This window comes from Amycolatopsis pigmentata (assembly GCF_042684065.1).
Classification (GTDB): domain Bacteria; phylum Actinomycetota; class Actinomycetes; order Mycobacteriales; family Pseudonocardiaceae; genus Amycolatopsis_E; species Amycolatopsis_E pigmentata.
Map to the genome: position 1 here is coordinate 676380 of NZ_JBHUKR010000004.1, position 21919 is coordinate 698298.

The 21919-nt window shown below is 67.6% G+C and carries 23 protein-coding genes and 1 pseudogene; 18 read left to right on the forward strand and 6 right to left on the reverse strand.

The annotated features are described in order from the left end of the window. Window position 1: 1 nt before the first annotated feature. The 3 genes from ACFSXZ_RS04950 to ACFSXZ_RS04960 are packed head-to-tail and all read right to left on the reverse strand — an operon-like array spanning window position 2 to window position 2417. A complete protein-coding gene (locus tag ACFSXZ_RS04950; RefSeq protein WP_378261668.1) occupies window positions 2–799 on the reverse strand; it encodes an SDR family NAD(P)-dependent oxidoreductase in 798 nt (265 codons plus the stop codon). Window positions 800–833: 34 nt separating this feature from the next. After that, window positions 834–1799: an MBL fold metallo-hydrolase gene (locus tag ACFSXZ_RS04955; protein WP_378261670.1), complete on the reverse strand. Its 966-nt coding sequence runs from the start codon at window positions 1797–1799 to the stop codon at window positions 834–836. A 21-nt stretch (window positions 1800–1820) separates the two neighbouring features. Continuing rightward, window positions 1821–2417 carry a TetR/AcrR family transcriptional regulator gene (locus ACFSXZ_RS04960; protein WP_378261672.1) on the reverse strand — a complete coding sequence of 199 codons (597 nt, stop codon included), beginning with the start codon at window positions 2415–2417 and terminating at the stop codon, window positions 1821–1823. A gap of 125 nt (window positions 2418–2542) precedes the next feature. Here ACFSXZ_RS04960 and ACFSXZ_RS04965 point away from each other — a divergent pair, with 125 nt between their 5' ends. The 17 genes from ACFSXZ_RS04965 (at window position 2543) to ACFSXZ_RS05045 (ending at window position 19701) form a co-directional block, all read left to right on the forward strand. Then, window positions 2543–4288: a helix-turn-helix domain-containing protein gene (locus tag ACFSXZ_RS04965; protein ID WP_378261674.1), complete on the forward strand. Its 1746-nt coding sequence runs from the start codon at window positions 2543–2545 to the stop codon at window positions 4286–4288. A gap of 118 nt (window positions 4289–4406) precedes the next feature. Then, window positions 4407–5582, forward strand: a complete 1176-nt coding sequence (locus ACFSXZ_RS04970; RefSeq protein ID WP_378261676.1) for a lipid-transfer protein — start codon at window positions 4407–4409, stop codon at window positions 5580–5582. Between the two features lie 3 nt (window positions 5583–5585). Then, window positions 5586–7127, forward strand: coding sequence for a class I adenylate-forming enzyme family protein (locus ACFSXZ_RS04975; RefSeq protein WP_378261678.1), 1542 nt, complete (start codon window positions 5586–5588; stop codon window positions 7125–7127). Between the two features lie 70 nt (window positions 7128–7197). Next, window positions 7198–8181 (forward strand): fumarylacetoacetate hydrolase family protein, encoded by a 984-nt coding sequence (locus ACFSXZ_RS04980; RefSeq protein ID WP_378261680.1) that lies wholly within the window; start codon window positions 7198–7200, stop codon window positions 8179–8181. After that, window positions 8178–8372 carry a ferredoxin gene (locus ACFSXZ_RS04985; protein ID WP_378261682.1) on the forward strand — a complete coding sequence of 65 codons (195 nt, stop codon included), beginning with the start codon at window positions 8178–8180 and terminating at the stop codon, window positions 8370–8372. The genes ACFSXZ_RS04980 and ACFSXZ_RS04985 overlap by 4 nt, the downstream gene beginning before the upstream one ends. Window position 8373: 1 nt before the next feature. Next, a complete protein-coding gene (locus ACFSXZ_RS04990; protein WP_378261684.1) occupies window positions 8374–9549 on the forward strand; it encodes an NAD(P)/FAD-dependent oxidoreductase in 1176 nt (391 codons plus the stop codon). Continuing rightward, a complete protein-coding gene (locus ACFSXZ_RS04995) occupies window positions 9546–9773 on the forward strand; it encodes a hypothetical protein (protein ID WP_378261686.1) in 228 nt (75 codons plus the stop codon). Before ACFSXZ_RS04990 ends, ACFSXZ_RS04995 begins: the two co-directional genes overlap by 4 nt. Beyond that, window positions 9766–11001 (forward strand): aromatic ring-hydroxylating oxygenase subunit alpha, encoded by a 1236-nt coding sequence (locus ACFSXZ_RS05000; protein ID WP_378261688.1) that lies wholly within the window; start codon window positions 9766–9768, stop codon window positions 10999–11001. Before ACFSXZ_RS04995 ends, ACFSXZ_RS05000 begins: the two co-directional genes overlap by 8 nt. Before the next feature lie 157 nt (window positions 11002–11158). After that, a complete protein-coding gene (locus ACFSXZ_RS05005; protein ID WP_378261690.1) occupies window positions 11159–11611 on the forward strand; it encodes an aromatic-ring-hydroxylating dioxygenase subunit beta in 453 nt (150 codons plus the stop codon). A gap of 42 nt (window positions 11612–11653) precedes the next feature. Continuing rightward, window positions 11654–12634, forward strand: coding sequence for an MBL fold metallo-hydrolase (locus ACFSXZ_RS05010; RefSeq protein ID WP_378261692.1), 981 nt, complete (start codon window positions 11654–11656; stop codon window positions 12632–12634). 166 nt (window positions 12635–12800) lie between these two features. After that, window positions 12801–13925 (forward strand): sugar ABC transporter substrate-binding protein, encoded by a 1125-nt coding sequence (locus ACFSXZ_RS05015; protein ID WP_378261694.1) that lies wholly within the window; start codon window positions 12801–12803, stop codon window positions 13923–13925. Then, window positions 13922–15430, forward strand: a complete 1509-nt coding sequence (locus tag ACFSXZ_RS05020) for a sugar ABC transporter ATP-binding protein (RefSeq protein ID WP_378261696.1) — start codon at window positions 13922–13924, stop codon at window positions 15428–15430. The genes ACFSXZ_RS05015 and ACFSXZ_RS05020 overlap by 4 nt, the downstream gene beginning before the upstream one ends. Next, window positions 15427–16491 carry an ABC transporter permease gene (locus ACFSXZ_RS05025; RefSeq protein WP_378261698.1) on the forward strand — a complete coding sequence of 355 codons (1065 nt, stop codon included), beginning with the start codon at window positions 15427–15429 and terminating at the stop codon, window positions 16489–16491. The genes ACFSXZ_RS05020 and ACFSXZ_RS05025 overlap by 4 nt, the downstream gene beginning before the upstream one ends. Before the next feature lie 33 nt (window positions 16492–16524). Then, window positions 16525–17517 carry an alpha/beta hydrolase gene (locus tag ACFSXZ_RS05030; RefSeq protein ID WP_378261700.1) on the forward strand — a complete coding sequence of 331 codons (993 nt, stop codon included), beginning with the start codon at window positions 16525–16527 and terminating at the stop codon, window positions 17515–17517. Then, complete coding sequence (locus ACFSXZ_RS05035) at window positions 17514–18230, forward strand: CoA transferase subunit A (protein WP_378261702.1); 717 nt, start codon at window positions 17514–17516, stop codon at window positions 18228–18230. The genes ACFSXZ_RS05030 and ACFSXZ_RS05035 overlap by 4 nt, the downstream gene beginning before the upstream one ends. Beyond that, window positions 18230–18880, forward strand: coding sequence for a 3-oxoacid CoA-transferase subunit B (locus ACFSXZ_RS05040; RefSeq protein WP_378261704.1), 651 nt, complete (start codon window positions 18230–18232; stop codon window positions 18878–18880). Before ACFSXZ_RS05035 ends, ACFSXZ_RS05040 begins: the two co-directional genes overlap by 1 nt. 59 nt (window positions 18881–18939) lie before the next feature. Further along, window positions 18940–19701 carry an SDR family NAD(P)-dependent oxidoreductase gene (locus tag ACFSXZ_RS05045; protein WP_378261706.1) on the forward strand — a complete coding sequence of 254 codons (762 nt, stop codon included), beginning with the start codon at window positions 18940–18942 and terminating at the stop codon, window positions 19699–19701. Between the two features lie 45 nt (window positions 19702–19746). Here the strand turns inward: ACFSXZ_RS05045 and ACFSXZ_RS05050 are convergent, their stop codons facing one another. After that, entirely contained in the window at window positions 19747–20118 is a 372-nt protein-coding gene (locus ACFSXZ_RS05050) for a thiamine pyrophosphate-dependent enzyme (RefSeq protein WP_378261708.1), read from the reverse strand. A gap of 7 nt (window positions 20119–20125) precedes the next feature. Next, a pseudogene (locus ACFSXZ_RS05055) lies at window positions 20126–20443 on the reverse strand (thiamine pyrophosphate-binding protein); the annotation flags it as partial. A gap of 222 nt (window positions 20444–20665) precedes the next feature. On the opposite strand from ACFSXZ_RS05055, the gene ACFSXZ_RS05060 reads away from it, so the two are divergent. Beyond that, window positions 20666–21091, forward strand: a complete 426-nt coding sequence (locus ACFSXZ_RS05060; RefSeq protein ID WP_378261710.1) for a cupin — start codon at window positions 20666–20668, stop codon at window positions 21089–21091. Between the two features lie 107 nt (window positions 21092–21198). Here the strand turns inward: ACFSXZ_RS05060 and ACFSXZ_RS05065 are convergent, their stop codons facing one another. Then, on the reverse strand, window positions 21199–21816 hold the full coding sequence (locus tag ACFSXZ_RS05065) for a TetR/AcrR family transcriptional regulator (RefSeq protein ID WP_378261712.1): 618 nt from the start codon (window positions 21814–21816) through the stop codon (window positions 21199–21201). Window positions 21817–21919: the final 103 nt, after the last annotated feature.

Here is a 21919-nt window from a genome sequence, read left to right on the forward strand (position 1 = left end):
CTCACCTGAGAATGACGCCACCGTTCACGTCGAGGCAGGCGCCGGTCATGTACGAAGACGACGGCGAGCAGAGAAAAGCCATGCACTCGGCGACCTCGGCGGCAGTCGCCTGACGACGCATCGGGATGAAGGAGTCACGCTCGCGCCGGGCTTCCTCCTCGGTTATCCCTCGGCTCTTGGCCGTACGCTCCAGGTCCTCGCGTCCCATCGCCGACTCGACGTGAGCGGGCGCGATGGCATTGACCCGGATTCCTTCCTCGGCCAACTCCAGGGCAAGGCTCTGAGTCAGAAGCAATACCGCGGCCTTCGATGAACAGTAGGCGGAATAGCCGTTGATTCCCCGCTGACCGGCAAAGGACGCGAGAAGCACAATGCTGCCGCCAGGCCGGGGCAGGACAGGAACAGCGCTGCGGCACAGCAAAAACGGCGCCCGGGCGTTGTTCGCCATGACCCGATCCCACTCCGCGGGGTCCAGTTCCGCGAGCGGCCCGCGCTTTTGCAGTACGGCACCCGACACGATCACCGTGTCCAGCCGCCCGAAGGTGCCGACGGCCGTGGCCACGAGGTGGTCGGTGGCAGCCGGGTCGGTCACATCGGCACGGAGGCCGATCGCGCGGGAGGCAGGAAAGTCCTGGGCGATCCGGGCGGCCGCGGAGACGACGTCTTCGGTCAGATCGGTCAGGACGAGCCTCGTCCCGTCCTGGGCCAGACGCCGGGCGGTGGCCTCGCCGATTCCCTGCGCGGCTCCGGTGACCAGCGCGACGCGCTCGGAGGCTACAGGCTGTGCGGTACTGGGCATGGTCTCTCCTGGTGCGTGATGTGGAGGTCCCGGCTCACGACGCGCGCGAGCGCATCTCGGCGACGAACGCCGACAGCCGGTGGAAAATGTCGAGACGGTCGGGGTCACCGCGTCCGTCGAGTTCGCGATAAACCGCGTCGATATTGATCAGAATCCGCTCGCCGTCGATCCAGTCGGCGTAGCGGGTCAGGTCGATGACACGCGCGGCCTCGTCGACGCCGAGGCCGCGCTCGTGCAGGACGGTCGACTGCTCGCGCACGTCTTCGAGGTAGGAACGGAACTCGGCGACCTTTTCCCGGGTGGTGACCGGCCCGTGGCCGGGGACGATCGCGTCGACCTCCATCCGCGTGATCCGCGCGCACACGTCGATCCAGTTCTGGAACGGACCTGACCAGACGGCCGGATGACCGCTGGAGAAGAGGATGTCGCCGGCGAACAGCACGCGGTCGCCCGGCACGAACACCATGAGGTCCCCCTGCGTGTGCGCGGGGCCCACCTCGATCAGCTCCACGGTCTTGTCCCCCACCGTGACCGTCAGCGAGCCGTCGAAGGTCTCCGTGGGGAAAGTCGGGACCAAGTCCGTGAAATCGAGGCCGGCGAAGAAGTTCCTGAGGAAGTCGCCGCGGCCGTCGTCCGTCGCTTCGGCGGCGATGAGCGCCTCGATCTGCGGGGGCGTCGCGGCGCCGCGCATGTCCCGTGCCGCTCGCGTGGTCGCGACGATCCGGGAAGAGGCCAGCAGCTGGTTCCCCCAGAAATGGTCGCCGTCGCCGTGGGTGTTCACCAGGACATCCACGTGACCGGCGGCGGCCTCCGCCCGCGCCATTTCCGCGAGCATGCGCCGGGTCATCCCCGGCGTGATCAACGTGTCGACCACCAGCGACGCACCGTTCGAGGTCACCAGACCGCTGTTGCTCTGATGCCAGCTGCCGATGCCCACGACGTAGGCGTAGCTGCCGGGTCCGACCGGCTCCAGTCGTGCCGGGAACTGTCCGTGCGGCATGGATGCCTCCTTGTTCCTTGGTCAGCGCGAAGTTTCCGGCGCTGACCGACCGGGGCCGCCCTCGATCAGTTGAGCGAGAGACGAAAAAGCCTGGGTGATGTCGACCTGGTCCGGGGCGAGTTGCCACTGCGCCTGGAACCCGATGGAGGCTGCCACCACGACCACCGCGACGTCCTCGGGCGACAGGCCGCCTGGCCGGTGCGGCAGGGTGCGCGCCCAGTCCGCGACCACCGCCCTGGCCCGCTCGTGGAACTCGCGGTATCGCTGGTGGATCGGCGAATCCGGATTGATCGCATCGATCAGGATCGCGAGCAGGGCACTGGCGGACGTCGTTCGCAGGATCTCGGCGACGTCGGTGAAGAACTCGCGCGTACCGCGCCCTGGTTTGCCCGGCGGCAGTGCCGCGCGCAACTCCTCCGCTGCCCGCTCGATCACCGCCATGAGCAGGCCGTCCTTACTCCCGAAATGCCACGGGATGGAGCTACGGCTGATGCCGGCGCGGTCGGCGATGTCGGCCACGGTCGTCTGCTTGTACCCGCGTTCGGCGAACAACGCGGCCGCGGCCTCGATGAGCAGTTGCCGGCTCTCCTGGGAGCTTTCGGCTCGTCGTGTCGGCATTGGACCCCTTCGGCGTGCGGCGGAGACGAAAGATGTATTCGCTGACTCATTCTAGGTCAGCTGGACTAGAATGAGTCAGCGGGTCGGCCAAGTCGGCTTGGCACTCGGCGGACAAGGAGGTCCGGATGGTGATCGAATCCCGGTCGAGGGCTGTCCTCCTCGACAGGCTTACGACGGCGGAAGAACACCCGCCGCCCGGCGGCGACGATGCCTACCAGGCTCTCGTGCGGATCGGTACCCACCTGCAGGCCGGCGAGGTACACGGAGACGACGTCTTCGGGCTGATCGTCGGACACGTGAAGAAGCTGCTCGACGGCGACGTGGCGTGGCTCGCGCTGGCCGATCCCGCCGAAGGAACCGTGCGGGTCCAGGTGGCCGCTGGGGCACTCTGCCCGGACTTCGCCCGCATGGAGGTCCCCTTCGGGGCCGGCATCGGAGGCGCGGCGGTCGATCGTGGCCGCCCGATCGTGGTCCGGGACGCCACTCGATACGACAACGACCTGCCGGCCGCCGTGGCCGATACACTCCGGCGGGAAGGGATCCAATCGATCCTCTGCGCGCCCATGGCCATGGACGGGGCCGTCGTCGGCGCACTGTACATCGGCAGCCGCGAGGTGGTCGCTTTCGACTCCGCGGCGTCAGCGCTCCTGTCGTCCGTCGCCGCGCAGGCGGCGGTGACCATCCAGAACGCGCGGCTCTATCAAACGCTGACCGAGCAACGCGACACGTTGCAGCAGGCATTCGAGGCACACCGCATCCTCACCGACGCCTCCCTGTCGGGCGCGGGCGTCGAAAAGATCGCTGCCGAGCTGGGCCGGTTGATGCGGTGCGTCCTGGATCTGGAGGTCTACGGCGGGATTCCGCGGTCACTGCGGTTCGCCGCCGACGGCGTGGCCGATCTCGCGTTCAGCGACCGGGCGGCGCAACAGCCCGCGAAGGCGGACCGTGACGAGGCGTGCGTCAGCGTGCCGATCATCGCGGGAGGCACGGAACTGGGCCGGTTACGGGCACTGGGCATGGAGTTTCTCGCGCCGGTACAGCTCAGGACGTTGGAGCACGGCGCCACGGTGATCGCTCTCGAACTCGTCAAGGAACAGGCCGTCCTCGAAGTCGAGTGGCGAATGCAGGGTGAGCTGTTCGAGGAACTGGTCCGGACCAGTGAAACGGTGCCGGAGAGCCTGAAAGCGCGTGCCGCGCGGATGGGCATGGACCTCGACCTGCCGCACAGGGTCGGCGTACTCACCCCCTTCGACGAGGCTCACGACGCCCGCCTGATGGAATTCGTCCGGCGCCATCTGCGCAGCGCTTCCGGCCTGGTGAGCCGCCACGAAGGGCGGATCGTGATCGTCCTGGCCGACATCGACGGCCAGGACTTGGTGACGGAACTCCACCAACGGGCGGCCCGCGCTCAGATCGCGTTCTCCTGTGGGCTCAGCCGAGCCCACACGCGTCTGGACATCGCCGTCCGCGAGGCGAACGCCGCCCACGGTCTCGCCCGCCGGAGCCGGCACATGCTGATCAGCTACGAACAACTGGGCCCGCTGCGTTTCCTGCTGGACTCGACCGAGACCGGCGAAACGCTCGGCGTCGTCGAGGAGTACCTCGGACCGTTGATCGCACACGACGCGCAACGGCACGGCGATCTCGCCCCGACACTTCGCGCTTTTCTCGCCAACGGCGGGCACCATCCGAGCACCTGCGCCGACTGCCATATCCACGCCAGTACGTTGAAGTACCGCCTTGGCCGCATCGCGGCGATCACCGGCCAGGATCTCAACGACCCCACGACTCGTTTCCACTACCGGCTTGCCTTCGAACTGCTTGCCTTCCTGGAACTACTCGGCGTCTCGCCCTTCGGCCAACGGTCGTGAGTACGGCCTGTCGCCACGAGACAGGAACCCACGGCGAGGTTCGGCCCATGCGGACGTTTCGAGGATTCCCTCGGACGGCGCATGCTCCGGGTAAGGAACCGCGACGCGGAGGTAGGACATGAGCGATCACGCTCGAATCGTCGGAGTGGGCATGGTGCCGTTCTCGACCCCTCGCAACAGCAAGCCGTACAACGAGATGGGCGAGCAAGCCGCCCGCGCGGCGCTGGCTGACGCGGGTATCGGCTACGCCGCCGTCGAGCAGGCTTTCACCGGCTATGTGTACGGCGACTCGACGTGCGGGCAGGCCGCCCTCTACGGACTCGGTCAGACCGGCATCCCGATCATCAACGTGCACAACAACTGTTCGACCGGTTCCAGCGCGCTTTACCTTGCGCGGCAGGCCGTCGAGTCGGGAACCGCCGACTGTGTGCTCGCGCTCGGCTTCGAGCAGATGCGCCCCGGCGCCCTGGACATGCTGTGGCAGGACCGGCCCACCCCCTTCGATCGTTTCGAGGAAGCCGCCCAGCAGGGTGAAAGCGAAGCGCCCTTCGCCGCCCGCTTCTTCGGCGGGGCCGGTGCCGCGTACGCCGGCAAGTACGGCCTTGAAGAGGACACGCTCGCCCGTATCTCGGTCAAATCGCGTCAGCACGCGGCCAACAATCCCTACGCGGTGTTCCGCGACCCGCTGACCGTGGAAGAAGTACTGGCATCACCGGCCATCTACGGTCCGTTGACCCGGCTGCAGTGCTGCCCACCCACCTGCGGCGCCGCTGCCGCGGTGGTGTGCTCCGAGGAGTACGCCCGGGCTCACGGACTCGACGCCTCCATCGCGATCCGGGCCCAGGCCATGACGACCGACCTGCCCAGCACCTTCGAGGGAGACCTGACCAAGTTGGTCGGTTACGACATGGCGCGGCTCGCGGCCGACCGGGTTTACGCGGCTTCGGGTGTTTCGCCGGAGGACATCCGCGTGGTGGAACTGCATGACTGTTTCACCGCCAACGAGCTGCTCAGCTATGAAGCGCTTCGGCTCACCCCGGAGGGAACCGCTGCCAAGTTCATCGCCGACGGCGACAACACCTATGGCGGCCAGGTGGTCACCAATCCCTCCGGGGGCCTGCTGTCGAAGGGGCACCCGCTGGGTGCGACCGGTCTCGCCCAGTGCGCCGAGTTGGTCTGGCAGTTGCGTGGTCAGGCCGAGGACCGGCAGGTCGAGGACGTGACCCTCGCGCTGCAGCACAACATCGGGCTGGGCGGGGCCGCTGTGGTGACCCTGTACGAAAAGGTCCGTTGAGCGATGCCGACCATTCCCGGCTCGCTACGGGCGAGTGCGGGGCGCCTTCCCGGCGCACCCGCACTGACGTTCGGCGGCGTCCGTTACACCTACCGCGAACTCGACCAAGAGGTCGACAGAATGGCGAATGCCCTCCTGCGTTCCGGGCTGCGCAGAGGTGACCGCCTCGCCTTGATGGCCGCCAATTCCGACCTGTTCGTCATCGTCTTCTATGCCGCGTTGCGGGCGGGCGCGATCTTCGTTCCGGTCAACCCGGCGTCGGCACCACCCGAGTTGGCCTACATTCTGACCGACTCCGGAGCGACCACCCTTGTCTTCGACGCGGAACTGAGTGACATCGTCGACGTGGCCCGGTCCGGCGATTCCGGCGGGGTACGGTTCTTCGCTCTCGGCCAGGTCGCGGGGTACGACGATCTCCGGCACCTCGCCGCCGACGCCCCGGCTTCGCCGCCGTTGATCGTGGTGGAGGAGGATGACGACAGCCTCATTCTCTACACCTCCGGGACGACGGGACGCCCGAAGGGCGCCCTGTTCGACCACCACCGCTCGGTCTGGGTGGGCGTGGTCGTGGCCGCCGCGAGCGGGATGCGGTCAGCGGAACGGTTCTTACACGTCGCGCCCCTGTATCACGCGGGCGAGTTGTGCATCATGCTGATCACCGGAACCATGCTCGCCGCGCACCACGTCGTGCACTCCGGATTCGACGCGCGCGAGGTCCTGGACACCATGGAGGCCGAAGGCATCAGCATGTTCTTCGGGGTTCCGACCATGTACCAGGCATTCCTCTCCGATCCCGGCCTGCGTGCGCGCGACCTGTCCCGCTGGCGGGTCGGCATGTTCGGCTCGGCTCCCATGCCGGGAGCGGTCGTGGAACAGTTGCTGGCCGTCCTGCCCGGCGTGGAGCTCATCCAGTTCATGGGCCAGACGGAAGGAGGACCAGGCGGCGTCTACAGCACCCCCGAGCAGGTCCGGGCTCGTCCCGATGCCTGTGCCCGCCAGGCTCTTCCGTTCACCGAAGCCCGGGTGGTCGACGCCGCCGACCGTGATGTCCAGCCCGGTGAGATCGGCGAACTGGTCCTCCGCGGGGAGACGGTGATGAAGGGCTACTGGCACCAGCCGGGAGAGACCGAAAGGACACTCCGCGACGGCTGGCTGCACACCGGGGATCTGGTGAAGGTCGACCACGACGGCTACCTCACCGTCGTCGACAGGCTCAAGGACATGATCATCAGCGGCGGACGCAACGTGTACTCGGTCGAGGTCGAAAACGCCTTGGCCGCTCATCCGCACGTCCTCGACTGTGCCGTGATCGGGCGGCCGCACCCCTACTTCGGCGAGAGCATCGTCGCTGTCGTCGTCCCCCGCGACGGCACGACGATCACTTTGGACGGCATCAAGGCGCATTGCCGCAAGCTGGTCGCGTCCTACAAGGTGCCGCACGATCTTCTCCTCCGCCAGGCGATCCCGCGCAATCCCTCGGGCAAAGTGCTCAAGCACGTTCTCCGGGACGGAATGCGGCCGGGCACGGCACCGAAATCTCTCTGAAAGCCTTTCCCTGAACGGAAACAACGCGCCCCCGAAGGCGTCGAGGAACAAGTCCTGAAAGGAATAACGCATGCGGCTGGTCAGTTTCGGGGTGCGGACGGGAGCCGGGCCCACGGTGCGGGCGGGCGTGGAGATCGGCGAGCACGTGGTCGACATCGCCCACGCGGTCGCGCTGGTCACCGGGCAGACGCTCGCCCCCGACCTGCTTTCCCTTGTCCGTGCCGGTGAACCGGCCCTGGATCTGGCACGAGAGGGCACCGAACGGGCATTCCGCAACGGTGACGAGTTCCTCCGCGGGGAGCGGGTCATCAACGACCGCGCACACGTCCAGCTCGTCGCCCCGTTGCCGCGTCCCAACAGTCTCCGCGACTTCATGGTCGTCGAGGAACACGTTGCCGGTGCCGTTGGGCCACAGGGGATTCCCCAGGACTGGTATCACGTGCCCGCGCATTACAAGGGAAACGTGGACGAGATCTACGGGCCCGACGACATCGTGCCCTGGCCCGCCTACACCGATGCGCTGGACTACGAACTGGAAATCTGCGCGGTGATCGGCACCGGCGGGCGGCGCATCCGGGCCGAGGACGCCGGCCGGCACATCCTCGGGTACACGCTCTACAACGATTGGAGCGCACGCGACCTCCAACGCCGCGAGGTCGGCCTCTACTGCGGCCCGGGAATCTCCAAGGACTTCGCGTCCTCGATCGGCCCGGCGATCGTCACGCCGGACGAGTTCGACCGCCCCTCCGCCCAACTCGAAGCGCGCATCGACGGCGAGGTGTGGTCGTCGGGATCGACGCTGGCCTCTATGCATTTCAGCTTCGAGCAACTGATCGAGTGGACCAGTCAGGAGCAGACCCTGCATCCAGGCGACCTGCTCGGCAGCGGAACCGTGGGTCGCGGATGCGGCCTGGAACTCGACCGGTGGATCAAGCCGGGATGCGTGGTCGAACTGGAGGCCGAGGGCATCGGTGTGCTGCGCAACCCCGTCGGGCTCAAGGGCGCCGGTCCCCGTCGTGCCTTCCCCGGCACCACGAAGGGAGCGAGCCGATGAGCGGACGCATCCGGGTCGACCGGGCCGTGTGCGACCACCACGGCCAGTGCACGTACACCGCCGCCACACTGTTCTGGTTCGACGGTGACGGCGAACTCGCGCACGTGCCGGAGCTGACCGGCGAGCAGTTCGCTCTCGCCCGCGATGCCGCGGCCGCCTGTCCGGTGCGGGCGATCCGGATCGAGGATTGAGATGCGCCGGGGAATCGCCGTCGTGGGCGCGGGCCTCGCCGGCCTGCGCGCGGCCGTAACCCTGCGCACCGAGGGGTTCGACGGCCACCTCACCATTCTCGGCGCGGAACCCCATCGCCCTTACGATCGGCCACCGCTGTCGAAGGGACTACTGGACGGGACCGTCGCGACCGAAGACCTGACCCTTTTCGAGCCCGACGACCTGGCGGCCGAATGGCTCCTTGGCGACCCGGTCATTGGTCTGGATCTCATCGACCGAGCGATCACGACGGCATCGGGCGGACGGGTCACCTTCGACGGTCTCGTCATCGCCACGGGGAGTACCAACCGGCGACTGCCGAATTGTCCGTCTGGACTCCCGGGCATGTGGTCCCTGCGCACCCTCGACGAAGCACAGGCTCTCCGTGACGCTCTGCGCACCGGGACGCGGCTGATCGTTGTGGGAGCCGGCCTCGTCGCGATGGAAGTCGCGTCCGCCGCGAACGCGCTCGGTGCCGCCGTGGAGATCGTCACGGTGGATCCACCGCTGGCCCGGTTCGGCGAAGCGATCGCCCATGCCTGCGCGGACAAACTGGCCGAGTGCGGGGTGCGCGTGCGCACCGGTCGGCGCGTGGTGCGCACCGACAGCTCCGGCGGATCCGTCACGGTGAGCCTTGACGACGGGTCTGTGCTGACCGCCGACGTGCTGCTCGTCGCGATCGGGGCCGTGCCGGAAACCGGGTGGCTGAAGGACTCCGGAATTCCGATCGAGGGCGGGGTCTCCTGCGACGAGACCCTGGCCGTGCGCGGTGTCTCCGGCGTCGTCGCCGCGGGAGACGTCGTCCGCTGGCCCCATCCGCTTTTCGGTGGTCGCCCGGTACAGATCGGGCATTGGAGCAACGCGGTCGAGCAAGGAGCGGCGGCCGCGCGAACACTGCTGAACGGTCCGGACCGCGCGGTTCCGTTCGCCGCGGTACCGAGCTTTTGGTCCGACCACTGGGGAACACGGCTCAATGGCCTCGGAATCGCGGCGCTCGCCGACCGCCACGAGATCGTGGCGGGAGAGCGGTCGCTGATCGTCGCCGGTTATCGCGGCGAGCGCCTGGTTTCGGCGACCGGATATGGCGGCGCTCGACTGCTTGCCCCCTACCGCGCGCAATTGGTTCGCCAGGCCGGACGGCTGGAGGTGACGCGATGAGCGGGCGGAACGACAAGCACCTTCATCTGCGAAGCGAATTCGGTTCGGTCACGGTCGCTCTCGACGAGTCCGGCAACGGTCCGCGCCTGGAAATCACGAATTGCGGCAACGGCCGCCGGATCCTGTTGGACCCGCTGGAACTCGCGAGCCTCACCTGGCTCACCCACGCTCGCCTCGCACCGTTCCTGGACCCGAGCAACAACGGATGGAGTTGGGATGAATGACCGAGCCGCCACGGTGAACGACGACACCTCCCGGCAGGCGCCGCCTCCCGGCGTGGTGTCCGGACTGTTCACCGAAGACTGGCGGGTGCACGGCAGTATCTACAGTTCACCGGAGATCTTCCGGCTCGAGCAGGAGCGCATCTTCCGCCGCTGCTGGCTCTACGTCGGTCACGAGTCCGAACTTCCCGAACCGGGCGACTACAAGACCACCTTCGCCGGGACGCAACCGGTGATCGTCACGCGCGGCAGCGACGACGGGGTCATCCGGGTGCTGCTCAACCGATGCCGGCACCGCGGCGCCTCGGTGTGTCACGACGAGGCGGGCACCGCCAACTTCTTCCGCTGTCCCTACCACGGGTGGACCTATTACAACTCCGGCGGACTGCGGGGCGTGCCCTACGACGACGCGTACACGCGCCTGGACCGGGACCGGCTCGGGCTCACCGCCTTGCCGAGGACCGAGACCTACGCCGGGTTCATCTTCACCATCTTCGCCGAGGAAGGCCCGTCCCTGGTCGAGTATCTCGGCAACGCGGCGCCCTACCTCGACCTCGCCGCGCAAGCCGGCCCCGAAGGCATCCAGCTGTCCGCCAACTCGCACAAGATCGGCTATGACGGCAACTGGAAGCTCCAGCTGGAGAACACCCAGGACGGCTACCATTTCGCGTTCGTTCATCGCAGCTACCTCGCGGTGCTCAGTGACCGGGCCGGCACCCCGCCGCCGGTCGTGCCGAACCTGATGGCCAACTGGCGCACCGCCGACCTCGGTGGAGGCCACTCGCTCGGCGAGGACACCACCGCCGCCGAGGTCACCGCCCGCGGGCTGATCGGTGGCCTGCCGTTCAACGTGGTCGTCTTCCCCTCCCTCGCGATCATCGGGGCACAGGTGCGTCATGTGCTGCCGAAGGCGGTCGACCGCACCGAAGTGCGGCTCTATCCGATGATGCTGAAGGGGGCCGACAACGCCGTGAACGCGGCGATCCTGCGAAATCACGAGGAATTCAACGGGCCCGCCGGCGCGGGCACCACGGACGACATGGAAATCGCGTTCTTCCGCACCGCCGACGGCAAGGCCGCCACCGAAAAGGACTGGGTCGTGATGTCCCGGGGTCTCGACACCGAAAAGCCCGGCGAGAACGGGATCGTGTACGGCCATGCGCTGGATGAGCTCCCCCACAGGGCGTTCTACCGGCAGTGGCGCCGTCTCATGGAGGAAGAGGAATCATGACACGCGGCTGTCAGGACGACCACAAAGCGTGCCTTTTCTTTCCGCTGTCGGGGCGGCAGGGCGCCCAATTGCACCACGTGAGGTGCGGTGGCAAGGAGCGCCCTGCCGACACGATCGCGGGGGCACGCAAGGCAGCGAGCAAAGCAGAGGAATCGGCGTGACTCCCGAGGAACTGGTATACCACGAGGCCGACCTGCTGGACGGAAGGCGGTTCGACGACTGGCTCGAACTGTTCACCGAAGACTGCGTCTACTGGCTGCCACAGCGTGACGGTGACGACCCGGGCAGAGCGGTGTCCCTCGTGTACGACAACCGGCAGGCTATGCGCGGGCGGGTGGTGCGGCTGAAATCCGGATTCGCGTTCTCCCAGGACCCTCCCTCGCGGACGTGCCACCTGATCGGGAACGTGCGAACCAGCGCCAAGGAGGACGGCTACGAGGTGCGTTCCTCGCTGCTGGTCACCGAAGTGCGCCGGGGCGGACAACACAGCTATTCCGGCGCGATGGAACACCTTTTGGTATCCACGGACGCCGGTCTGCGTATCAAACAAAAGGTCGTGCGGCTCGTCAACGCCGATCTTCCGCTGGGCAACCTCAGCTTCCTCATCTGAGCGTCTCCCGGCGCGGCACTTTCCTTCGAAGATCGGAGATTCATGCGCGATCACCACTACGCGGCCGACCTCACCCGGCTGGCGCCCGGTGCGTATTCCTATGTCGTCGGTACCGGCACCTGGAATCAGAGCAATTCCGGCCTCGTCACGTCGCGAGGTGAGGCCCTGATCGTCGACACACTGATGACGCTCGACCTGACCCGGCGGATGCTGTCGGCCTACGGTGCGGCCGATCCGGCGGCCACGCACATCGATCTCGTCGTCAACACCCACGCGGATGGTGACCACACCTGGGGCAACCAGCTGGTGGCCGACGGCCGGATCATCGCCACGGAGGCCACCCTCGAGGACCTGAAGCACCTGCCGACCCCTCAGCAGGCCGACGCGATGGCGCCGAACCTTGCCGAACTCGGCTCGACCGGCCGCTTCCTGGAGCGTTTCGTCGCAGGCCTCGACTTCGCCGGCGCGGAGCTCGTCTGTCCGAATGAGACATTCCGCGGGTCACTCGAGCTGACTGTCGGGGACAAGGACGTCAAGCTCGTCCAGGTCGGCCCGGCGCACAGCAACGGCGACCTGGTGGTCCACGTGCCCAGCGACCGAGTGATCTACGTCGGCGACATCTTGTTCACGAGCGGGCATCCGGCGGTGTGGTCCGGTCCCTATCAGAACTGGATCGAAGCCTGCACCACGATCGAAGCGCTCGACGTGGACTTCGTGGTGCCCGGGCACGGACCTCTGTCCGACCGGGCGGGCGTTGCCCGGCAACGTGGTTACCTGGAGTACGTGCGGGATCAGGCCGGCGCGTTCCACCAAAAGGGACTGAGCCTCGGTGAGGCGGCACGCGTCTTCGACCTCGGGCCGTATGCGGGCTGGCCGGATCCCGAGCGGATCCTCATCAACATCGACGCCGTCTACCGGGAACTGGAAGACGGTCGCGCGCCGGACAAGCTGGACCTGTTCGGCAAGATCGCCGACCTGCTGGACGAGGCCGACACCGGGCGGCCGATGCCCTGGTCTCGCTGAGACGAAGATTTCGCCCGGCAATGGTCCCGCGACCATCGTGCGGGCCGGTCACCCGCCTTTCTAGTGTCTACGCAAGGCGATCGGCCACGCCTCGATATCACTGAGGCGTCGGGAAGACGAATGGGTTTTTCTCCGACTCCCTCGCATTTCACAAGGAAGTGAAACCATGAGGCCCAGAACAGGCATTACCGCGATCTTGAGTATGGCGCTGGCGCTCACCGCATGTGGCGGAGGAAGCACCTCGGCAGGCCCGGGCGCCGGCGCCGCGGCCAAGAACAACCCCGCCGCCGCCGCGGCGGCGAAAAAGCTCGAACCCTACGCCGCGGAGCGGTCGGCGATTTCGCTGACACCGCTACCGCAAGCGCCGCCACGCGGCAAGACGGTGAGTTTCATCTCCTGCCCCTTGCCCACGTGCCAGCAATACCTCGACGCCATGAACCAGGCCGGTGCCAAGATCGGCTGGACCGTGAAGGTCTACGACGGCGGCCTCACGCCGGACACCCAGGCCTCGGCGTGGAGAAGCGTCGCGCAGAATCCGGGTGACGGGGTCGTCGCGGTACCGACCATCCCGAACTCCGCGTTGACCGACCAACTGGCGACGCTGAACAGCAAGGGCATCCCGGTCGTCGAACTCGGCGGACCGAGCACGCCGAGCGCACCCGTCATCGGCCATTACAACAACGCCAAGCAGTCGACGGTGCAGGGCCAGATCTGGGCGGACTGGATCACCGCAGACTCCGGAGCCGGCGCGAAAGTCGTCTACTACACCGACACCTCGTTCGAATCGCTCCTGCCTTACACCGAAAGCTTCAAGAAGGAGCTGTCCTCCGCCTGTCCACAGTGTTCCGTCGATGTCCAGACCACCAACTATTCCACGGGAGTCGGCAAGTCGATCCCCCAGCAGATCGTCAGCTACCTCCAGCGCACACCCGACGCGAAGTACGTGTTGATCAATGTGGGTGACGCGTCGGTCGGTGTTCCGCAGGCGCTGGCCGCCGCGGGCTTGCGAGACAAGGTCAAACTGGTCACCGGTTCCTCCAGCGTGGCCAACGTGAAAGCGGTTTCCGACGGTTCACAGGCCATGGCCGTCGTCGGTGAGCGTTACGAATTCGGCTGGCGTGCGTTCGACCTGATCATCCGGCATCTGGAGGGCGCCCCGATCGCGGACCCGGAGCCGGTCGGCTCGCTGCACGTGATCACGAAGGACAATCTGCCGAAGAACCTGGACGTGCCCTACAGCGTGCCTGGTTACCAGGACGGCTTCCTCCAAGCCTGGCATGTGACGCCGTGAACGAAGGCGGTGCCGGACTCCACCTGCGGCGCGTGTCCAAGACGTTCCCGGCACAACGCGCCCTGGCCGATGTCGACCTCGATCTGGAACCCGGCCGGGTCCATGCCCTGCTGGGGCAGAACGGATCGGGCAAGTCCACCCTGATCAAGATCCTCGCCGGCTACCACACGCCGGATCCGGGATCGGCCGCGTGGCTGAACGGCGAACCGCTGACGCTGGGTTCGCCGTCGGCCGCGCACCGCGCCGGGTTGCGGTTCATCCACCAGGACCTCGGCCTCGTCCCGGGCCTCGACGTCGTCGACAATCTCGCTCTCGGCACCCGCTACGGGGGTCGCTGGTGGTTGCGCGAACGGCCGGAAGCCGCCGCGGCGCGGGCCTTGCTGAGCGACTTCATCGACGACGTCGACGTACGACGGCCCGTCCGTGACCTGTCAGCCGCCCAGCAGACGATCGTGGCGATCGCTCGCGCGCTGCGTGACCGGGTCGCGGACGGCGGTGTCCTCGTCCTCGACGAGCCGACGGCCACGCTGCCCGAACACGAGGTCGACGTGCTGTTCGAGACCGTTCGGCGGGTCCAGCGCACCGGTGCGGCGGTCCTGTACGTGACCCACCGGCTGGGCGAGGTTTTCGAACTGGCTGACACGGTCACCGTGCTGCGCGACGGCGTCAAGGTGCGGACGACGGCGGTTTCCGCCACCGATCACGCCGACCTGATCGCGCAGATCGCCGGCCGGCCTCTGGAACAGCTCTACCCCACTCCGCCGGAAAAACGCGAACAGGTGCTGCTGAGCGCGAGACACCTCAAGGGGAACACGGTCCGTGAGGCCGGTTTCGACCTCCACAGCGGTGAAATCCTGGGCGTGGCCGGGGTCGACGGGTCCGGCCGGGACGAGCTGAACTCGTTGCTCTTCGGTCGTTACGCCGCGGACAGCGGAGAGGTCCGGGTCGACGGCCGCGTACTCGCCCCGGCCCAGCCGTCTTCCTCGATCGCAGCGGGCCTCGGGTACCTGCCGGCGGACCGGCGGAACCTCGCCGCGACACCCACGATGACAGTGGCGGAGAACGTCACTCTGCCGAAGATCGGCAAGCGGCCGCTCGGCTGGCTCAGCCGGCGTTCGGAGACACGCGAAACGCTCCCGTGGATCCGGCGCCTCCGCGTCGTCCCGACGGATCCGCAACGGCCCTTCTCCACCCTCAGCGGCGGCAACCAGCAGAAGGCGCTGCTGGCACGCTGGCTCAGATGCGGGTCACGGGTGCTCCTGCTCGACGAACCGACACAGGGCGTCGACATCGCCGGCAAGCGCGCCATCTACGACGCGCTCGGTGAGGCCGCACGCGACGGCGCCGGGGTCATCGTCGCGTCCTCCGACGCCGACGAACTCGCCGAGATCTGCGAACGGGTCCTCGTCTTCCGCGACGGTCGCCTCACCACCGCGCTGGAAGGACCGGCGCTGACGGCCGGCGCCATCGTGACGGCGAGTCTGCACGAAGGGAAAGCATCATGACCATTGGGCCGGTCGATCTCGGTTTCACCGGACAGAAGCGGCCGTCGAGACCGGCCGATGAGCCGAAACGCACCCGCACACCGCGTCTCGATCTCGCCCGCTACAGCGGAGTTTACGTCCTGGCGGCCTTCATCATCGGCTACGGACTGTGGGTGCCGGAGACCTTCCTGACCAGCACCACGCTGCAGAGCATCCTGGGCGATCAGGCCGTGGTCGGCATCGTGACCGTCGGCGTGGTCATCGCGCTGAGCGCCGGGGTCTTCGACCTCTCGTTCGCGAACAACATCTCGATGAGCGGCGTCCTCTGTGGCTCGCTCATGTACTTCCACCATTTCGCCCCTTGGCAGGCGATCGTCGCATCGCTGGCGTCCGGGGTGGTCCTCGCGGTGGTGAACGCGTACTTCGTCGTCAAGGTCGGCCTCAACAGCATCGTCGTCACGCTCGGCACCAGCTCCGTGCTACTCGCGCTGACTTCGTGGCTGAGCGACAACGGACAGTTCATCACCGGTTTCCCCGCGTCGTTCACCCGGATCGCGTCGCCCAAGCCGTTGGGCATCCCCATGCTGACGATCATCTTCGCGGTCGTCGCGTTCCTGGGCTGGTACCTGCTGGAGCACACCCCGGTCGGACGACGGATGCAGGCGACCGGACTCGGACCGGACGCCGCGCGGCTCGCGGGGGTCGCCACCAGCCGGATGACGCTGATCGGCTTCCTGGTGGCCGGGCTCACGTCGTCGCTCGCCGGCGTGCTCGTCACCGCGCAGGTCGACTCCGCCATACCGACCGCCGGGGCGGGCTACCTGCTGCCGGTCGTCGCCGGGGCGTTCCTCGGTGCCACCCAGTTCAAACCGGGGAGGCTGAACATCGCCGGCACTGTGCTGGCCATCTACCTGCTCGCCACCGGCGTGAAGGGGTTGCAGCTCGGCGGCGGGGGCCACGCCTGGATCACCGACGCCTTCAACGGGGTCGCGCTCCTGGCCGCCGTCACGTTCGCCGCCCTCAGCCAGCGGAGCACCGGCGGTCTCTGGCGACGGCTCGGGTTCCGGCGAGAAAACGTCTAGACCACTTTCCGTCCAATGAGGAGGTTCGATTCCGTGGCACTCGACTCCCAAACCCGCGCCTTCCTGGCTGGCACCTCCCTCTCCCCCGCCGTCCCGCCCGAGTGCGTGACCGTCGAACTCGTCCGTGCCGCCGGCGAGCAGTACGCAGGCCTCGCCCTCCCCAGGGAAGAGATGCACTCTGTCATCGACGTGACCGTGCCGGACACGGGCGGCGCCGGTACCGAGGTCCGCATCTACCGTCCCAACGCCGCGAAGCCGTTACCGGTGGTGGTGTGGCTGCATGGCGGGGCATGGGTCCGGCTTTCGGTGGAGACGCTGGACAACCACGTGCGCGCGTACGCGAGCAGGACGGGTTGCGCGATCGCCGCGGTCAGCTTCACGCGGGCGCCCGAGTCGCGTTTCCCAGCGCAGATCGAGGAAATCCATGCCGTCGCCACCTGGCTCAAGCACCACGCCACCGAGCACGGCCTCGATGCGAACGCGATCGCCATCGCGGGAGAGAGCAGCGGGGCGAACCTGGCCGCGGCGGTGACCTTGCTCGACCGCGAGCGGCAAAGCGTCCACTTTGTCCTACAGGTGCTGCTTGCTCCTTTGCTCGACGCACGTTTCGCGTCCGTCACGTGGGACGAGTTCGGTCAGGGCTACGCCATGGGCCGCGGGCAGTTCGAGTGGGCGCTGGCGCACTACGCACCCGGCGTCGACCGGACCGAGCCACTGCTCTCCCCCGTCCATGCCGAGTCTCTCGCCGGCCTGCCGCCCGCGCACGTCGTTGTGGGCGAGTACGACCCGCTGCGGGCCGACGGCGAAACGTACGCGGCCCGGTTGCGGCGCGACGGCGTACCAGCGGTGCTCGACGTGCGCGCGGGAATGATCCATCAGGCTCACATCGCGCCGGCCCCGCTCGACACCGGGCGAGCAATGGTGATCGACACCGCCGCGGCGATACGCGAAGCTCTCCTGCCCACGACGGCCTCGTCCGAAGGACCCGCAACCCCTGAGGCGACACGCTGCTGGAGGAGTCGATGAACAAAGTCAGGACTGACGCGCAGGATGCCCTGGACGGCCTGTTGTACGACGGCATGACGATCGCGGTGGGTGGCTTCGGGCTGTGTGGCGTGCCGTATGGCCTCATCGACGTCGTCCGAAACAGCGGCGTCGGAGATCTCACCATCGTCTCGAACAACATGGGGACCGATGGCCATGGTCTTGGCGTCCTGCTCGAGGAGGGTCAGGTCCGGAAGGTGGTCGGGTCCTATGTGGGCGAGAACCGTACGCTCGAGCGGCTTGTCCTCTCCGGCGAACTCGAGATCGAATTCACGCCCCAAGGAACCCTCGCCGAGCGTCTCCGTGCCGGCGGCTCCGGGATTCCCGCCTTCTACACCCCCAGCGGAGTCGGCACCGTAGTCGCTGACGGCAAGCCGACCCGGAGCTTTGAAGGCGTCACCTACCTTCTCGAACGCGCGATCGTCGCCGACCTCGCCCTGGTGCACGCGCACACCGCCGACCCTGCGGGGAATCTCCGGTATCGCTACACCGCGCAGAACTTCAACCCGCTCGTCGCGATGGCCGGGCGCACCACGATCGCCGAAGCCGAGGTGATCCGGTCGCCCGGGTTCCTGGAGCCTGACGAGGTACGCACGCCCGGCATATTCGTGGACCACGTGGTTCCTGCCGATCCAGGCCGCAAGCCGATCGAACAGCGCACGGTGCGCACGGCCGGCGAAACGGTGGTGCGCTGATGGCGTGGAACCGTACGCAGATCGCCGAGGTCGCCGCCCGCGAGATCCGGCCCGGTGACTACGTCAACCTGGGCATCGGGATTCCCACGCTGGTGGTCGACCATGTGCCGCCCGGTCACCGGGCGAGTTTCCACAGTGAAAACGGACTGCTCGGGATGGGCCCGTTTCCCCTGGTAGGCGACGAAGACCCGGACGTGATCAACGCCGGAAAGCAGACCGTCACGATTGCCCCCGGCGGCAGCGTTTTCGACTCCGCCACGTCCTTCGCCTTGGTGCGAGGAGGCCGGATCGCGATTTCGTTCCTGGGCGCCATGCAGGTCTCGGCGGAAGGCGATCTCGCCAACTGGGCCGTTCCCGGTGCGGCGGTCAAAGGCATGGGCGGGGCGATGGACCTCGTCGCCGGCGCACGCCGGGTCATCGCGCTGACCGAGCACACGACACGCGACGGCAGCCCGAAAATCGTCGACCGGTGCACACTTCCGCTCACCGGACGCAAGGTCGTGGACCGGATCATCACGAGCCTGGGTGTCTTCGACGTGGAACCGGATGGTCTGGTCCTGGTGGAACTCGCCCCGGGAACACAACTCGACGACCTACGCCGCAAGACCGCCGCCGACTTCCAGGTCCGGTTGACGGCCGCCAAGGGCTGACACAGCCAGTTCGACCCGGCGCGGAATTCGCGCGGGGATTGCGAGAGAACGGAGAAAACGTGGAACTTCGCGATACGGCCGCGCTCGTCACCGGAGGCGCATCGGGCCTGGGCTTGGCCACCGGCCTGCGACTGGCCGCGGCGGGAGCGCACGTGGTGCTCGCCGACCGGGCGCCAGTGGACGCCAAGGTCGAAAAAGGGTGCCCCGGAAGTGTCACCGGTATCCTCGCCGATGTCACCGACGAGGTGCAGATGGCCGCGGCGCTCGACACCGCATCGCGCCTCGGGCCGCTTCGTGTACTCGTCAACTGCGCCGGTGTGGTGACGCCCGGCCGCGTGTTGAGCCACAAGGGAACCGTGTTGTCCCTCGATACCTTCAAGCAGGTCGTCATGGTCAACCTCGTCGGCACCTTCAACGCGATCCGGCTCGCCGCCGAGCGGATGGCGGCGGCGGCACCGGCCGGAGAAGAGCGTGGTGTGATCGTCAATACCGCCTCGATCGCGGCCTTCGACGGGCAGATCGGCCAGGCCGCATACTCCGCGTCCAAGGGCGGAGTGGTCGGTATGACCCTGCCGGTCGCCCGCGACCTCGCCGGTAAACTCATCCGCGTCGTCACGATCGCGCCCGGGCTCTTCCGGACCCCGGCCATGGCCGGCCTTCCCGAGGAAGCCCAGGAATCGCTCGCCGCTCAGGTCCCGCATCCGGCACGGCTGGGAGAAGCATCCGAATTCGCCGCACTGGTCGAACACGTCGTGGCCAACCCCATGCTCAACGGCGAAGTCATCCGCCTCGACGGCGCCATAAGAATGGCGCCTCGTTGACGGTGTGCCGCGACCCGCACCGCGACCGGAAATCAACCCGGTAGCTCAGAGGTTGCGTAGCGTCGGCTCGAGCGAGTCCGGATCGGACACTTTCCACGATTCGATGCCGAAGGAGGCGCCCGGCGCGGCGAAATCCGGGCTGTAGGGGCTGCCGTCCGGGCGCGAGAACTCCGTGCCGATGTGGCGCGAGGTCTGCTTGCGCTGACCACCGCGGATCGACATGTATCCGGCGTTGTTCTGCACGACGAACACCACCGGCGCACCCATGGTCACGCTGAGCGCGATTTCCTGGGCGGTCATGAGGAAATCGCCGTCGCCCAGCACACATACGACGGTGCGGTCGGGCCAAGTCGTTCGCGGTGTAGCGATCCAACTCCTGCAGCAGGACGTGACCCCGCATGTGGGTGGGCGGGCCACCGCTGATGACCAGCACGCTGGTCGAACCGGTGAAGGCGGTACCCATGCCGATGACGGTGTTGCTTGCCCCCGCTCCGATCGAGGTCACCGCCACGATGGGACGGCCGGTCGCCCGGTAGAAGCCGTCGGCCAGGTGAACGGCGCTCTGCTCGTGAAAGGTCTGAACGAACGGGATGGTCGACTCGTCGTCGAGAAAGGCAGTACTGCTCCGAGGCGACCCGGAAGTCCGCCACGCCGTCGGTGATCTCGCGCTCACGATCCACAATGGACACCCGGTACGGGTGTTTGATGCCTTCCCCGGCCGGATGTTCCAGGAAACTGCCACCGAGCAACCAGTGGTACTTGATGCTGGTGCGGAACGCGGCGGCCGCCGTCGAGGAGCATCGACGTCTACCTGACCAGCGAAGACCTCGCCGACCCTGACAACCGTGTCCGCGTGGACGACGACCGGCCACCGGGCCGACGGCGGCCACTCCCCCGTTTCGGCGAGGAGCCGGCCGCCAGGGTTTCGTGTTCATGTCCATTCACACGGTCTGGGCTCAGCCGAATGAACCGGAAACCACTCGTGCTGGTCACCGCCTGCCTGACCTTCATCGCGCTGCCCGCCACGGCGGGCGCCACGCCCGGCCGGGGCGTTACGGCGGTCACGATTTTCGACCACGTCGCCGGGAACACCGACTACGTGCTCAAGGAAATCACCCTGGCACCAGGCGGCAGCACGGGCTGGCACTACCACCCCGGCGAGGTGACCGACTACGTCAAGCAGGGCGTGCTCAGCCACGACGACGCGACCTGCGAGAGCGACGGCGTCTACCACGCCGGTCAGGTGATCTCCGAGGAGAGCGGTCCCGGATACGTCCACATCGGACGCAATCTCGGCACGACGAACGTCGTGCTCGAAGTGTTCTACCGCAGTCCGGTCGGGCAACCGCTGGCGGTGGACCAGCCCAATCCGGGGTGTTCCTACGAATGACGTCGGCGGCTCGTCCGCCACAGCCGATCGGCGAACTCGCGCAGGTACCCGGACAGGTCCATCGCCGCTGATCGTGAAACCCCGGCACCCTCCACCGCCGGCACCCGTCAGGTCGGCGGGCGAAGTCCGTCGAGCATGGTGTGGAGCATGGGGCCGAGGTAGCCGGGGTCGCTGTGGATCTTGGCGATGGCGGCGATCATGTCGAAGATCTGTTCGAGGGTGAGGTCGGCACGGATCTCGCGGGCCTGCTGCGCCGCGGTCAGCAACGGCCGGCCGGCGGCGAGGGCCCGGGCGCGGCTGCTGTGCACGAGAGGGCTGTCCTGGTCGGTCAGTTCGAGGAGTTCGGAGACGATGAGCCGCTTGCCGGGGAGGAAGGCGAACAGCCGGCGGAGCCAGGTGGTGAGCGCCTCGCCCGGCGGCTGCCCGTCCTCGGCGCGGGCGGCCTCGCAGAGCGCGTCGACCTCGTCGGCGTAGAGGGCCTCGAGAAGTTCCTGACGCCCGGGGAAGTTGCGATAAAGGGTGGCCATGCCGACGCCGGCGCGACGCGCGATCTCGGCCATCGAGACCTCAGCGGCGGGGTCGGAGAAAGCGTCCCAGGCGGCGCTGAGGATCTTGTCCCGGTTACGCGCCGCGGCCGCCCGCCTCGTGGGGAACGAGGGCTTGCCCGAAGTCACCAGCAGTCTCCTGTCCGTCTTCGCCAGTTTGGTGGACAGCCTATCCGGCATTCGCTAACCTGATGCCGGACAGCCTATCCGGCATCGTCCCCGATTCGAGTTCACGCCCGAAGAACCCACCCGCACGGCCGGAGCGCCGGCCGTGAAGAGGAGG